The organism is Leisingera daeponensis, from assembly GCF_019801465.1.
Classification (GTDB): domain Bacteria; phylum Pseudomonadota; class Alphaproteobacteria; order Rhodobacterales; family Rhodobacteraceae; genus Leisingera; species Leisingera daeponensis_A.
In genome coordinates this window covers 409,230-421,538 of record NZ_JAHVJA010000003.1, presented here as the reverse complement: position 1 = coordinate 421,538, position 12,309 = coordinate 409,230, and the positions used below count along the sequence as shown (strand labels likewise).

Here is a 12,309-nt window from a genome sequence, read left to right as displayed (position 1 = left end):
GTGAATATGACTGATCGACTCCCTCCTCTCACCGCTTTGCGCGCGTTTGACGCCGCCGCCCGCCACATGTCCTTTGCCAAGGCGGCGGAGGAGCTGAACGTGACCCCCGCGGCGCTGTCCTTTCAGATCAAATCTCTGGAAGAGCATCTGGGCCAGCCGCTGTTCCGCCGCCTGAACCGTGCGGTGGAGCTGACTGAGGCGGGGGAGACGCTGGCACCGGGCGCTGCCGAAGGGTTCCGCACATTGGGCCAGGCCTGGCAAAGCACACGGCGGCTGCTGGACGAGACCACGCTGACGGTGACCGCCGGGCCCGCACTGACGGCGAAATGGCTGGCACCGCGATTGTTCGAATTCGCCCGCAGCCACCCGGAGATCGAACTGCGGCTGTCGGCCTCGCTCAAGGTGGTGGACTTGCGGCGCGGCGACGTCGATGTGGCCATCCGTTTCGGGGTGTCAGACGATGCCGGGCTGGCCTCCTACGGCACCCGCCCCGACTGGCTGACGCCGGTGATGACGCCGGAGCTGCACGAGCGGTTTCCAACCCCCGAGTCGCTGCAGGGCGCACCGCTGATCTTTGACGATTCCCTCAGCAAGGTGGCACCGGGCTGCGACTGGCCCGCCTGGTTCCAGGCGGCGGGGACCGGCTTCACCCCCGGAAGCGGCACGCATTTTTCCGCGCCGGACCATGCCATTGACGCGGCCTGCGCCGGCCTGGGCGTGGCGCTGGGGCGGCGGCCGCTGATCATCAAGGACGTGCGCGAGGGGCGGCTGGTCGCGCCTTTCAAGATCGCCATCCAGTCCGAAGCCCGGTTCCGGTTCCTGTGCCTGCCGGAGGCCAAGGACCGGCCGCAGATCGCAGCCTTCCGCGACTGGTACTTTGCAGAGATCGAGAAAACCGCGCATATGTGGGACGACTTTAAAATTATCCCGATTCAGGATCTTCACCCCCGATGACCAAGACCCGCGCGACCGCCATCGGCTTCATCGCTGTTCTGCTGTGGGCGCTGCTGGCGCTGTTGACCGTCGGATCGGAGCCCGCGCCGCCGTTGCTGCTGAATGCGTTGTGCTTCACCATCGGCGGCACGCTGGGGATGATCTGGACCGCAGCGTCGGGCAAGCTGAAGCAGCTGCGCCATGTGCCGGTGCGGGTCTATATCTTCGGCACGCTGGGCCTCTTCGGCTATCACGCACTGTATTTTTCGGCGCTGCGGCTGGCGCCTGCGGCAGAGGCCGGGCTGATCGCCTACCTGTGGCCGCTGCTGATCGTGCTGTTCTCTGGCCTCTTGCCAGGCGAGCGGCTCAAGGCGGGGCACCTGATCGGTGCAGTCCTGGGCTTTGCCGGGGCGGCCACCATCATTTCCGGCGGCGGCGGCGGCTTTGAGGCGCAATTTCTGCCGGGCTACGGGCTGGCGCTGCTGTGCGCGCTCACATGGTCCGGCTACTCGGTTCTGTCGCGGCTGATGGGCGGGGCGCCGACCAGTTCGGTTGCCGTGTTCTGCCTGGCCACCGCCGTGGCCTCCTGGGGGCTGCATTTCGCGCTGGAGGAAACCGTCTGGCCGGCAGGCACGCTGGGCTGGGTTTCCACCCTGCTCCTCGGCCTCGGCCCCGTCGGGCTGGCGTTCTACGTCTGGGACATCGGCGTCAAGCAGGGCGACATTCAGATGCTCGGAACCAGTTCCTATGCCGCGCCCCTGCTGTCGACGCTGATCCTGGTGCTGGCGGGCATCGCCGCGGCCTCCTGGGGGCTGGCGCTGGCGGCGGCGCTGATCACCGGCGGGGCGCTGATTGCGGCGCGGGCCAGTGCCGGCAAGTGACCTGGCGCGGAATGCCCGCCTGAACGGTGCGAAACCATAGTCCGGAATCGAAAGGAGGGCCGCCGCGCTGGCAGGCCCTCCGGATAAATGGCCGGGATCCGCCCCGGCCGGAACTCTTCAGACGGCTTCAGCAGTCAGGCGGGTGATCTCTTCCTTCAGCTTCAGCTTTTGCTTTTTCATTGCTGCGATTTTCAGATCGTCGGTACTAGGCGATCGTTGGGCCTGTTCCACTTCCATGCTCAGATGCTCGTGCTTCTTCTTAAGTTCGGTCAGATGCGAGCTGAGGCTCATGGCAACCCTCCTTTATTGAGCTAGATGTGTTTGACTTAAAGAGTGGAGCACATGTGCACGCGTCTGTCACGCTGCAGCCGCACGATTTTTGTCATGAAATTTTCATATCGGCCGTGTGCCGCGCATTTTGCCGCAGGGCTTAGCGCGTTTTTGCAGAAACCCGCAGATTTGGATTCTCCAAAGGTTGAATCCGGCATGCACCGCCACTAAGTTTGCGCCGCCGGGAAACCGCTCTGGCCCGGCCAGGGCAACGCGGCGCCATCGCGCAGTACGGCGCGGATTTCGGCCCGGTAGCTCTCCCCGTCACGCTCATGCCGGGTGCCTTCATGCAGAATCAGCGGCGCGTGCAGCCGGAAATCCGCCCGCCCGCCCTTGCGTGCGCGCAAGATCACCAGCTCCGCGGCGCGGCCTGCGCGCGGGGCCAGCGGCAGCACCTCAAGCGAACCGAGGCCGCCGCCGCAGGCTGCCAGCATGTCCGGCAGCCGGTCAGCCCGCTGGATCATATGCAGATAGCCCTTCGGTGCGAGGCGGCGGGCGGCGGTGGCGATCCACTCCGTCAGCGGCGTGCCTTCCCCCAGCGCCACCTGGCGGCCGCCGTCGCTGGACTGGCTGTGGGCGCCGGCCTTGTAATAGGGCGGGTTGGCGATGACGTGATGGAACTGGCGCTGCTTCAGCGCCTCCGGCGGGGCCGAAAGGTCGGCCTCGAACACGTCGACGGTCTGGCCGTTGGCTGCCGCATTGCGCCGCGCAAGCGCGGCATAGGGCGGCTGAAGCTCCACCCCGGTGAGCGCCAGCCCAGGCACCCGCGACGCCAGGCACAGCAGCGCCTGGCCTGCGCCGCAGCCGAGCTCCAGCACCTTCTCCCCTGCACGGGCGGGAACCGCCGCCGCCAGCAGCACCGGGTCCACGCCGGCACGGTAGCCGCGGACAGGCTGCCACAGCTGCACCCTGCCGCCGAGGAACCCGTTGCAGCTCAGCTCATGCTCTGCAAAACCGCTCATCGTCCCAGCGGGATGCCGTTGTCGCGCATCACCACCAGGGCGGCGTCGTAGTCATCCTCGCGAACCATCAGACGGCGCGGGAAAATTCCGATCCCGCCTTCCAGGATGCTCATATTTACGTCCATTTGAAAGCAGTCTATATCCTCTCCCTCAAGGAGGGCGGAGGCAAAGGCCATGATCGTCGGATCGGTGCTGCGCAGAAGCTCTTTCATGGGGATGGATCTAAGGGCAAGGCATCCCCCTTGTCGAGACTTGCGAGCGGGAAAGTGATGGACCAAGTGATGACCAGGAAGCCGCATGAGATGCTGGCCGCAGCGCTGAGCCAGGAACTGGAAGCGGTGAATGCGCTGATCCGCACCCGGATGGCCTCCAAACACGCGCCGCGCATTCCCGAAGTGACCGCGCATCTGGTCGAAGCCGGCGGCAAGCGGCTGCGGCCGATGCTGACGCTGGCGGCGGCACGGCTGTGCGGCTACGAGGGCGACCATCACCTGAAACTCGCGGCGACGGTGGAGTTCATCCATACCGCCACCCTGCTGCATGACGATGTTGTGGACGAAAGCGCCCAGCGGCGCGGCCGCCCCACCGCGAACCTTTTGTGGGACAACAAGAGCTCGGTGCTGGTCGGCGACTACCTGTTTGCCCGCAGCTTCCAGCTGATGGTGGAGACGGAGAGCCTGCGGGTGCTGGACATCCTCGCCAATGCCTCCGCCACCATTGCCGAGGGCGAGGTGCTGCAGATGACCGCGGCCTCGAACCTGAAGACGGATGAGGATGTCTATCTGCAGGTGGTGCGCGGCAAGACCGCAGCGCTGTTCTCGGCCGCGACCGAGATTGGCGGGGTGATTGCCGGTGCAGCCGAAGAGCAGGTGAAGGCGCTGTTTGATTATGGCGATGCGCTGGGGATCGCGTTCCAGATTGCCGATGATCTGCTGGATTACCAGGGCGACGCCAAGGCGACAGGCAAGAACGTCGGCGATGATTTCCGCGAGCGCAAGCTGACGCTGCCGGTGATCAAGGCGGTGGCGCAGGCGACGGACGAGGAGCGCGCCTTCTGGACCCGCACCATCGAGAAGGGCAAGCAGCAGGATGGCGACCTGGAGCAGGCGCTGGCGCTGATGGCCAAATACAAGACGCTGGAAGCCACCCGCGAGGATGCCTTCGGTTGGGCCGCCAAGGCGCGGACGGCGCTGGAGGTGCTGCCCGATAACGAGATCCGCAGCATGCTGAGCGATCTCGCGGACTACGTGGTGTCGCGGCTGAACTAAGAGGTCTGAGGGGCGCTGCCCCTCGGCCTTGCGGCCTCACCCCGGAGTATTTTCGCAAAGATGAATAGGGAAGTCCGCGGCGCTTCAGCGCGGCGCCAGGACCAACGGCGGGCAAGCATCTTCGATGCGCTGCCCCGCAGGCGGGAGTGTCCGGCCTAAAGCGGGTCCTTCAGGTCAGGATGACCGCGCTGCACCACCAATCGGGATGCTCCGCCCCGATTTCGTAGGCCGCTATGTGGGCGGCCTTCTTCGTGGGATAAAGCGCAAAGCAGGTGGCGCCGGAGCCGGACATTCGGGCCAGCAGCGCCTGGCGGGAGCTGCGCAGGTCCGACAGGGTCCGGTCGATTTCCGGCGCAACGGCGATAGCCGGGGCCTCCAGGTCGTTGCGCTGTTCCGCAAGCCAGGCGGCGCAGTCCTCAGCGGACGTGAAGGGCGGGATATCTTCCGGCATCGGCGGATTGCTGCGGGAAGCCAGCGCAGAGAACACCGGGCCGGTGGGCACATGCACGCCCGGATTAACCAGCAGCGCGTGCAGCTCCGGCAGCTGCACTGGCGTGATCCGCTCGCCGATGCCCCGCATCCGGGAAACGCGGGCGGCCATGCAGACTGGCACATCGGCGCCCAGCGACAGGGGCAGGCCTTCGGGGATAGTTGCGCCCTGCCCGGCCAGCGCACGCAGCACCGCGGCCGCATCCGATGACCCGCCGCCGATCCCCGCGCCATGGGGCAGCCGCTTGTCCAGGCGGATGCGCCCGGTCCAGCCCGCGCCTTCGGCAGCCTTCCACACCAGGTTGCGCGCGTCCGCAGGCACGCCCGCCGCAAACAGGCCGGTGACCTCCAGCGCCAGTTCCGGGCCGCTCTCAAGAGCCAGCCGGTCGCCGGCATCCGCAAACACAACAAGCGAATCCAGCAGGTGATAGCCGTCCCCGCGGCGGCCGGTCACATGCAGGGTCAGGTTGATCTTGGCAGGTGCAAAGACCTCAGCCGCCATTGGCGACCTTCAGCGGCTGGGCGCCTTCCTCGGCCAGAACCGCGTCCAGGCCAACCTCCAGCTTGCGGCGGATGCGCTTGGGGTCGGCTTCGCCGTCCGTGTCTTCCGGGTCGATGAAGGAGAGCGCGCGTTTCCACTGGAACTCCGCCTCGCGCTGGCGGCCCACGGCCCAGTAGACGTCGCCCAGGTGGTCATTGACCACCGGGTCCACCGGCATCAGTTCCACAGCGCGCTCCATATGGGCCACGGCCTCGTCAAAGCGGCCCATGCGGTAAAGCACCCAGCCCAGGCTGTCGACGATGAAGCCGGAGTCGGGACGGGCAGCGACGGCGCGTTCGATCATGTCCAGCGCCTCGTCCAGCTTGCTGCTTTTCTCCACCAGCGAGTAGCCGAGATAGTTCAGCACCTGCGGCCGGTTCGGGTCCAGCTCCAGCGAGGCGCGGAAGTCGGCCTCGGCCTGCGGCCACTGGCCCAGCCGCTCGTGGCAGATACCGCGGGCGTAATACAGGAACCAGCGGCTGCCGGAATCCTCGGGCGTCTTGTCCAGCGCCCTGTCATAGGCGCGGGCGGCGGCGGCGTAGTCCTCCTGCTGGCGCAGGAGGTCGCCAAGGCTGATGTAAACGCTGGGCTGTTCCGGGAAGTCGCGGGCCAGCTTCTCCAGCACTTCGATGGCCGCATCCGGCTTGGCGGCGCGGCGCAGCGCCTCGGCGCGGCCCATTTCGGCGGCGTGGTAATCGGGATGGCCGCCGGGCACCTGCTTGTAGGTGGCGACCGACAGTTCGTAACGGCCCAGCTGGTCCAGCAGGCTGGCGCTGAGCAGGATGGCATCCACATGGTCCGGCCGCAGCGAGGCGGCCATGCGGGCATACATCAGCACGTAATCATTGGCGGTATCGCCGTTCAGCGCCGCGCCGAGGGTGAAGAACACCTCGGCAATGCCGTCCTGCGGGCTGGGGGCGATGGTGTAGGCCAGGGTTTCACCGGCGGCCAGCTGCGCATCCAGGGCTTCAAGACCGGGGTCGAAGCTGCTGCCGAAGGCGGCCATCAGCGCATCGCGGGCCTCCTGGTTGCGGCCCAGCTGCGACAGGATCTGCACCCGTGCCACGGCAGCACGGCGGCTGAGGGTTGCCAGACGGCCGTCCTCGGCCGCGAACAGCTCCTCCGCCCCGCCGTAGTCGCCGGCCGAGGCCAGCGCCAGGGCGCGGTGATAAAGTACAAAGGGTTTCAGGCTGCCGTCCTTGGCCAGCCGGTCAAACGTCTCGAGCGCGCTGGAAACGGATCCCGCGCCGACATGCGCCCAGCCCTCCAGCAAACCGTCCACCAGCGGGTGGATCGCGTCCTGCTCCAGATCCCGGTCCAGAATTGCCCGGAAATCGCCCTTGGCGGCAAGGCCGCCGACGCTGACAATGTTGGCCACTTGGCTGCGGGCGCCGGTCTGGCGCAGCCGTTCTGCCACCGGCACGGCAAGCTCCGCCTTGCCCATGGCAAGCTGCGCGAACACCACGTTCTCCATCAAAAGCGGATTTTGCGGATCGCGGGCCAGCGCCTGGGTGTAGTAAAGCGCCGCCGCGGCGAAGTCGCTATCGTAGGTTGCGGCGCGTCCGGCCAGGTAGGATCCCGCCAGTCCTTCGGCCTGCACGGCGGGTGCGGCTGCGGCGGCCATCAGGGCCGCACAGGACAGGGTGCGGAGAATGGATACGGGCACTGGGGACCCCCTTACGGTTTACTGCTCTTGCCTGAAGTGAAGCGTAGTCCCGTGGCGGTTAACGCGCAATGGGCGTTGGGGCACGCCGCCGTCAGTTTTCAAGCCTTGTGCCTCAATATGACGTGGACGTGAAGCCGCCTCTGCCGGTTTGCGCGACCCTTCGCCTACCAGAAAACGGCCCAAATCATGCCAAGCATGCCAACTGCTGCAAGATGCCGCCAATCAGGCAGGTGAGCGGCAAACCCCAAGTCTTTGATCGTGTGCTCTGGGTAGTCATAGTCCCATTTGCCAGCCAGAACCGCTTTTTCGAGCAGTTCCAAAGTGATCGGCTGATAGGGGATGACCTCCCCGAAGGCATCAAGCGGCAGCACGCGCCGCCTGCCGGGCGGCTCATCGGCGTTATAGTGGAATTCCCAAAGGCAGCCTGACAGGTCTACATCATAGTGCCCAGCAAATGCTTCCAGGAAATCCGTGACATCCGCCCCATCCAAACCAAAAGCACCTGGCAGATCTTTCTGCCAGGTGCGATTTGGCTTTCCACGGCAATACTGCACTGCGAAATCGAGGATCTCCTCTTGCAGCGCAGTTCCCATTACATGTTCGGGTAATTCGGGCCGTCACCGCCCTGCGGCGTGGTCCAGGTGATGTTCTGGGACGGGTCCTTGATGTCGCAGGTCTTGCAGTGGACGCAGTTCTGGAAGTTCACCACGAACTCCGGCTTGCCGTCCTTTTCGACCACCTCGTAGACACCGGCCGGGCAGTAGCGCTGCGCCGGTTCGGCGAACTTCGGCAGGTTGACTGCAATCGGGGTTTCGGCATTGCCCAGGCGCAGGTGGCAGGGCTGGCTTTCCTCGTGGTTGGTCATCGAGAAGCTGACGTTGGTCAGCCGGTCGAAGGACAGCACGCCGTCGGGCTTGGGATAGTCGATCGGCTTGTGCTTGGAGGCCTCTTCGGTCGCCTCGGCGTCGTTCTTGCCGTGGCCCAGGGTGCCGAAGAAGGAGAAGCCAAACAGGTTGTTGGTCCACATATCGAGGCCGCCCAGCGCCAGCGACGCGGTGAGGCCCCATTTGGACCACATCGGCTTGACGTTGCGAACCATCTTGAGGTCCTTGCCGATGGCGCCTTCGCGCACGTCACTTTCATACGCGGTCAGCTCATCGCCGGAACGCTCTGCCTTGATCGCGTCATAGGCGGCTTCGGCCGCGGCCTTGCCCGACAGCATCGCATTGTGGTTGCCCTTGATGCGGGGCACGTTGACCATGCCCGCCGAGCAGCCCAGCAGCGCCACGCCGGGCGCGACCAGTTTCGGCATCGACTGCCAGCCGCCTTCGGTGATGGCGCGGGCGCCGTAGGCCACGCGCTTGCCGCCCTTCAGCAGGTCGGCGACCACCGGGTGGTGCTTGAAGCGCTGGAATTCCATGTAGGGGAACAGGTGCGGGTTCTTGTAGTTCAGGTGCACCACGAAGCCCACATAAACCTGGTTGTTGTCCAGGTGATAGATGAACGAGCCGCCGCCCGCGTTGGAGCCCAGCGGCCAGCCCATGGTGTGGGTGACGGTGCCTTCCTTGTGCTTGGCAGGGTCGATCTCCCAGATCTCTTTCATGCCGACGCCGTATTTCTGCGGCTCCTTGCCGTCGGAGAGGCCGTATTTGGCGATCACTTCCTTGGACAGCGAGCCGCGCACGCCTTCGCCGAGGAAGACGTATTTGCCGTGCAGCTCCATGCCGGGCTCATAGGCCGGGCCGGGGGTGCCGTCGGGGTTCTTGCCGAATTCGCCGGCAACCACGCCCTTCACTTCGCCGTTGTCGCCGTAGACCAGCTCCGAGCAGGCCATGCCCGGGAAGATTTCGACGCCCAGTTCCTCGGCCTGTTCCGCCATCCAGCGGCAGACGTTGCCCATGGAAACGATGTAGTTGCCGTGGTTGTTCATCAGCGGCGGCATCGGGAAGTTGGGGATGCGGACCTTGCCGGCCTCGCCCAGCATCAGGAAGTTGTCTTCCTTGACCTCGACGTTCAGCGGCGCGCCCTTTTCCTTCCAGTCGGGGATCAGCGCGTTCAGGCCGCAGGGGTCCAGCACCGCACCGGACAGGATGTGCGCGCCCACTTCGGAGCCTTTTTCCAGAACGACGACCTGCAGGTCGGCGTCCAGCTGTTTCAGGCGGATGGCCGCAGACAGACCGGCAGGGCCGGCCCCGACGATCACCACGTCGTATTCCATCGCTTCGCGTTCAATCTCGGCCATTTGCGGCGCTCCTTGGCTTTCTGTTCGCTACCGGCCCCACAACAGTCGGTGGGCGCAATTTTCTTTCGCGGCTGCTTAGCGTTTGGCGTGCCGTGCGGTCAATCCAAACTCCGCGTCAAACACCTGTAAAACAGGCAACTGAGACAAAAAGTGCGTCCATTTTCGTCACTCAAGGATCATTTTCCGCCTCGGGCCGGTCTCCCATCAGATATCGGGGTCCCTGCCCCTTCTGTGCCGCCCGGTCCTCGGGGTTGTAAAGTTTGCAATTCGGAAGCGATAGACAGCCGCAGCCTATGCAGCCGTCCAGATTGTCGCGCAGTTTGACCAGGGTTTCGATTCGCTGGTCCAGATGGCTGCGGAAGTTTTCCGAGATCCGCGCCCAGTCGTCCCTGGTCGGGGTGCGGCTGCCCGGCAGGCTTTTGAGGAAACCGCGGATCTCCGGCAGCGAGAAGCCGAACTGCTGCGCGATCATGATGAAGCTGAGCCGCCGGATGTCGGCGCGGTGAAACCGCCGCTGGCCGCCTGCGTTGCGCCAGGGCTCCACCAGGCCCTGCGCCTCGTAGTAGCGGATGGCGGACACCGCGAGACCGGTGCGCTCGGCCAGGTAACCGATGGAAATCCCGGCAGGTTGGGGCATGGCAAACTCCCTGAAGAAATCTCTTGAGCTAAAGTTAGGTTTAGGAATTACGGTGAGTCGCATCAACAGGTTTGCTCAACCCGAAAAGGAGATTTCCCATGAGCGCAGTTCTGGAGCACGCGAATATCACCGTAGCCGACCCCAATGGCACCGCCGCCTGGATGGAGAAGGTCTTTGGCTGGCATGTGCGGTGGGAAGGTGCGGCCATCAACGGCGGCTACACCGTGCATGTCGGGGAGGAGAACAGCTATCTGGCGCTTTTCACCCCGCGCACCGCGGCCGGCAAAGCGCCGGAAAGCTATGGCATCATCGGGGGCCTGAACCACCTGGCAGTGATCGTGGACGATCTGGACGCCACCGAAGCCGCGGTGAAGGCCGCAGGGTTTACGCCGGTGAACCACGGCGATTACGAACCGGGCCGCCGGTTCTATTTCCATGACGAGAACGGCATCGAATACGAAGCGGTCCAATATGATTGACCCGCTGCGGCCGGCGGTGCGGGCCGCAGCCGCCCTTCACGGCATTTTTTCGCGCAAACCTGTGGAAAACCCCCGCAATCTGCCGGGTTAGGCGGAATTGCGTGCGGCAAAGCCCTGCGCCCACTTGAAATCGGGCACAGGATTGGGTCAGGTATCTGTCAACCGGACCGGAGGCCCCGCGGCTCATGCTGCGGGGCTGCGGTTTTCATAGAGACAAGAACAAAGAGCGACCTGGACCAATCACATGGAAAAGATCCCGATGACCCCGGCGGGTTTCGCCGCCCTGGAAAGCGAACTGAAGAACCTTAAATCCGTCGAACGCCCGGCCATCATCCAGGCGATTGCCGAAGCGCGCGAACTGGGCGACCTGTCGGAGAACGCTGAATACCACTCCGCCCGCGAAAAGCAGTCCTTCATCGAGGGCCGCATCAAGGAGCTGGAAGGCATTCTGTCGCTGGCCGATGTGATCAATCCGGCCAAGCTGTCCGGCGCCATCAAGTTCGGCGCCAAAGTGACGGTGGTGGACGAGGACACCGACGAGGAAAAGACCTGGCAGATCGTCGGCGAGCATGAGGCCAATATCGAAGCAGGCCTGCTGAACATCAAATCCCCGATCGCACGCGCCTTGATCGGCAAGGACGAAGGCGACAGTGTGGAAGTGCGCACGCCCGGCGGCGAGCGTTCCTATGAGATTCTCAAAATCGTCTATTCCTGATCCGCAAGGGCAGAGTGGTCATGACAGGCTCCAGCAGCAGTCCGGGTTCCAGCCCGAAACCAGGCGGCGGCCAGCCGCTGCGGCGCCTTGAAGGCCCGGCCTCCGGCAACGGGCTGGGCGGGGCTGAGCTGGCAGCGATCGGACTGGGGGCCCTGTGGCTGCTGGCGGCGGTTGCCTTTTACGTCTTCGCGCCGGAGGAGACCGGCCTGGCGCAATGGGCGGACCTGATCACCACCGTGCTGGCGGTGGTTCTGCCACTGGCAATGCTGTGGGTCGCGGCCTCCGCTGCGCGGTCGGCCCGGGTGATGCGGGAAGAAAGCGAACAGCTGCAGGCGGCGATCGACGGGCTGCGCCAGAGCTATCTGGCCCAGGCGCAGCAGCATGCGGGGGTGGCGGAGACCTCGGTCGCCAAGCGGCTGGAGGAAATCGCCGAGGCCACCCGCAAGACGGAAACCGCGCTGGCGACCTTCCACACCAGCCGCCGCGCCAACCCGCTGCGCCCGGCGATCCCGCAGGCGGCAGCGGAGATGACCGCGGCGGAACAGGGCTCTCTGGCGCTTGGCACCCAGGCCGCGGACACCGCGCCGCCGCTGTCTGCCGAACAGTTTATCCGTGCCCTGAATTTCCCGGAAACCGCTGAGGACGAGGAAGGCTTTGCCGCTCTGCGCGCGGCACTGCGCGACCGCAAGGCGGCGCAGGTGATTCAGGCGGCGCAGGACGTTCTGACGCTGCTGAGCCAGGACGGCATTTACATGGACGACCTGCGCCCAGACATGGCCCGGCCCGAGGTCTGGCGCCAGTTCGGCCAGGGCGCGCGCGGCCGCGCGGTGGCGGCGCTTGGCGGCGTGCGCGACCGCACCTCGCTGGCGCTGACAGCCGCTCGGATGAAACAGGATCCGATTTTCCGGGACGCGGCGCACCACTTCCTGCGCCGCTTCGACCAGATGTTTGCCGATTTCGAGGCCGAGGCCACCGACGGCGAGATTTCCGCGCTTGGCAACACCCGCACCGCCCGCGCCTTCATGCTGCTGGGCCGGGTGGCCGGGACCTTCGACTGATCAGGGCGGCCCTGGCGGGCCGCTGCCTCCGGCGGGAGTATTTATACAAAGGTGAAGCTGCAGGGCGTTCGCGCCGCGCGTCAGCGCGGCGCCGGGCCCAACGGCGGG

The 12,309-nt window shown here is 65.5% G+C and carries 14 protein-coding genes; 6 read left to right on the top strand and 8 right to left on the bottom strand.

What is annotated here, in order from left to right:
- Positions 1–6: 6 nt before the first annotated feature.
- Both KUV26_RS10435 and KUV26_RS10430 read left to right on the top strand, forming a co-directional pair.
- Complete coding sequence (locus KUV26_RS10435) at positions 7–954, top strand: transcriptional regulator GcvA (RefSeq protein WP_222508287.1); 948 nt, start codon at positions 7–9, stop codon at positions 952–954.
- Positions 951–1,814 (top strand): DMT family transporter, encoded by an 864-nt coding sequence (locus KUV26_RS10430; RefSeq protein WP_222508286.1) that lies wholly within the window; start codon positions 951–953, stop codon positions 1,812–1,814. Before KUV26_RS10435 ends, KUV26_RS10430 begins: the two co-directional genes overlap by 4 nt.
- 117 nt (positions 1,815–1,931) lie before the next feature.
- Here KUV26_RS10430 and KUV26_RS10425 read toward each other — a convergent pair whose 3' ends face one another.
- From KUV26_RS10425 to KUV26_RS10415, 3 genes are all read right to left on the bottom strand, one after another.
- Entirely contained in the window at positions 1,932–2,105 is a 174-nt protein-coding gene (locus tag KUV26_RS10425) for a YdcH family protein (RefSeq protein WP_222503462.1), read from the bottom strand.
- 206 nt (positions 2,106–2,311) lie between these two features.
- On the bottom strand, positions 2,312–3,106 hold the full coding sequence (locus KUV26_RS10420; RefSeq protein ID WP_222508285.1) for a tRNA1(Val) (adenine(37)-N6)-methyltransferase: 795 nt from the start codon (positions 3,104–3,106) through the stop codon (positions 2,312–2,314).
- On the bottom strand, positions 3,103–3,318 hold the full coding sequence (locus KUV26_RS10415; RefSeq protein WP_222503460.1) for a DUF2007 domain-containing protein: 216 nt from the start codon (positions 3,316–3,318) through the stop codon (positions 3,103–3,105). Before KUV26_RS10415 ends, KUV26_RS10420 begins: the two co-directional genes overlap by 4 nt.
- 57 nt (positions 3,319–3,375) lie before the next feature.
- Between KUV26_RS10415 and KUV26_RS10410 the strand changes: the two genes are divergently transcribed.
- A complete protein-coding gene (locus tag KUV26_RS10410) occupies positions 3,376–4,374 on the top strand; it encodes a polyprenyl synthetase family protein (RefSeq protein WP_222508284.1) in 999 nt (332 codons plus the stop codon).
- A gap of 169 nt (positions 4,375–4,543) precedes the next feature.
- On the opposite strand, the gene KUV26_RS10405 is transcribed toward KUV26_RS10410, so the two are convergent.
- The 5 genes from KUV26_RS10405 to soxR all read right to left on the bottom strand — a co-directional run bounded on the left by KUV26_RS10405 (position 4,544) and on the right by soxR (position 9,949).
- Positions 4,544–5,365: a 4-(cytidine 5'-diphospho)-2-C-methyl-D-erythritol kinase gene (locus KUV26_RS10405; protein ID WP_222508283.1), complete on the bottom strand. Its 822-nt coding sequence runs from the start codon at positions 5,363–5,365 to the stop codon at positions 4,544–4,546.
- Entirely contained in the window at positions 5,355–7,070 is a 1,716-nt protein-coding gene (locus tag KUV26_RS10400; protein ID WP_222508282.1) for a tetratricopeptide repeat protein, read from the bottom strand. The genes KUV26_RS10405 and KUV26_RS10400 overlap by 11 nt, the downstream gene beginning before the upstream one ends.
- A 164-nt stretch (positions 7,071–7,234) precedes the next feature.
- Entirely contained in the window at positions 7,235–7,663 is a 429-nt protein-coding gene (locus KUV26_RS10395) for a DUF1493 family protein (RefSeq protein ID WP_222508281.1), read from the bottom strand.
- Entirely contained in the window at positions 7,663–9,312 is a 1,650-nt protein-coding gene (locus KUV26_RS10390) for an electron transfer flavoprotein-ubiquinone oxidoreductase (protein ID WP_222503455.1), read from the bottom strand. Before KUV26_RS10390 ends, KUV26_RS10395 begins: the two co-directional genes overlap by 1 nt.
- 169 nt (positions 9,313–9,481) lie before the next feature.
- The gene (gene soxR, locus KUV26_RS10385; protein WP_222508280.1) at positions 9,482–9,949 is read right to left on the bottom strand and encodes a redox-sensitive transcriptional activator SoxR; all 468 of its coding nucleotides are present in this window, start codon (positions 9,947–9,949) and stop codon (positions 9,482–9,484) included.
- A gap of 98 nt (positions 9,950–10,047) precedes the next feature.
- On the opposite strand from soxR, the gene KUV26_RS10380 reads away from it, so the two are divergent.
- The 3 genes from KUV26_RS10380 to KUV26_RS10370 all read left to right on the top strand — a co-directional run bounded on the left by KUV26_RS10380 (position 10,048) and on the right by KUV26_RS10370 (position 12,201).
- Positions 10,048–10,428 carry a VOC family protein gene (locus KUV26_RS10380; protein WP_222508279.1) on the top strand — a complete coding sequence of 127 codons (381 nt, stop codon included), beginning with the start codon at positions 10,048–10,050 and terminating at the stop codon, positions 10,426–10,428.
- Between the two features lie 244 nt (positions 10,429–10,672).
- Positions 10,673–11,143 carry a transcription elongation factor GreA gene (gene greA, locus KUV26_RS10375; protein WP_222503452.1) on the top strand — a complete coding sequence of 157 codons (471 nt, stop codon included), beginning with the start codon at positions 10,673–10,675 and terminating at the stop codon, positions 11,141–11,143.
- Positions 11,144–11,163: 20 nt separating this feature from the next.
- Positions 11,164–12,201, top strand: coding sequence for a hypothetical protein (locus KUV26_RS10370; protein ID WP_222508278.1), 1,038 nt, complete (start codon positions 11,164–11,166; stop codon positions 12,199–12,201).
- The last annotated feature ends 108 nt before the right edge of the window (positions 12,202–12,309 follow it).

Excerpts from the sequence above, each read along its gene's own strand:
- KUV26_RS10435 (WP_222508287.1), top strand. The coding sequence starts at position 7 with ATGACTGATCGACTCCCTCCTCTCACCGCTTTGCGCGCGTTTGACGCC.
- KUV26_RS10430 (WP_222508286.1), top strand. The coding sequence starts at position 951 with ATGACCAAGACCCGCGCGACCGCCATCGGCTTCATCGCTGTTCTGCTG.
- KUV26_RS10425 (WP_222503462.1), bottom strand. The coding sequence starts at position 2,105 with ATGAGCCTCAGCTCGCATCTGACCGAACTTAAGAAGAAGCACGAGCAT.
- KUV26_RS10420 (WP_222508285.1), bottom strand. The coding sequence starts at position 3,106 with ATGAGCGGTTTTGCAGAGCATGAGCTGAGCTGCAACGGGTTCCTCGGC.
- KUV26_RS10415 (WP_222503460.1), bottom strand. The coding sequence starts at position 3,318 with ATGAAAGAGCTTCTGCGCAGCACCGATCCGACGATCATGGCCTTTGCC.
- KUV26_RS10410 (WP_222508284.1), top strand. The coding sequence starts at position 3,376 with ATGGACCAAGTGATGACCAGGAAGCCGCATGAGATGCTGGCCGCAGCG.
- KUV26_RS10405 (WP_222508283.1), bottom strand. The coding sequence starts at position 5,365 with ATGGCGGCTGAGGTCTTTGCACCTGCCAAGATCAACCTGACCCTGCAT.
- KUV26_RS10395 (WP_222508281.1), bottom strand. The coding sequence starts at position 7,663 with ATGGGAACTGCGCTGCAAGAGGAGATCCTCGATTTCGCAGTGCAGTAT.
- KUV26_RS10390 (WP_222503455.1), bottom strand. The coding sequence starts at position 9,312 with ATGGCCGAGATTGAACGCGAAGCGATGGAATACGACGTGGTGATCGTC.
- soxR (WP_222508280.1), bottom strand. The coding sequence starts at position 9,949 with ATGCCCCAACCTGCCGGGATTTCCATCGGTTACCTGGCCGAGCGCACC.
- KUV26_RS10380 (WP_222508279.1), top strand. The coding sequence starts at position 10,048 with ATGAGCGCAGTTCTGGAGCACGCGAATATCACCGTAGCCGACCCCAAT.
- greA (WP_222503452.1), top strand. The coding sequence starts at position 10,673 with ATGGAAAAGATCCCGATGACCCCGGCGGGTTTCGCCGCCCTGGAAAGC.
- KUV26_RS10370 (WP_222508278.1), top strand. The coding sequence starts at position 11,164 with ATGACAGGCTCCAGCAGCAGTCCGGGTTCCAGCCCGAAACCAGGCGGC.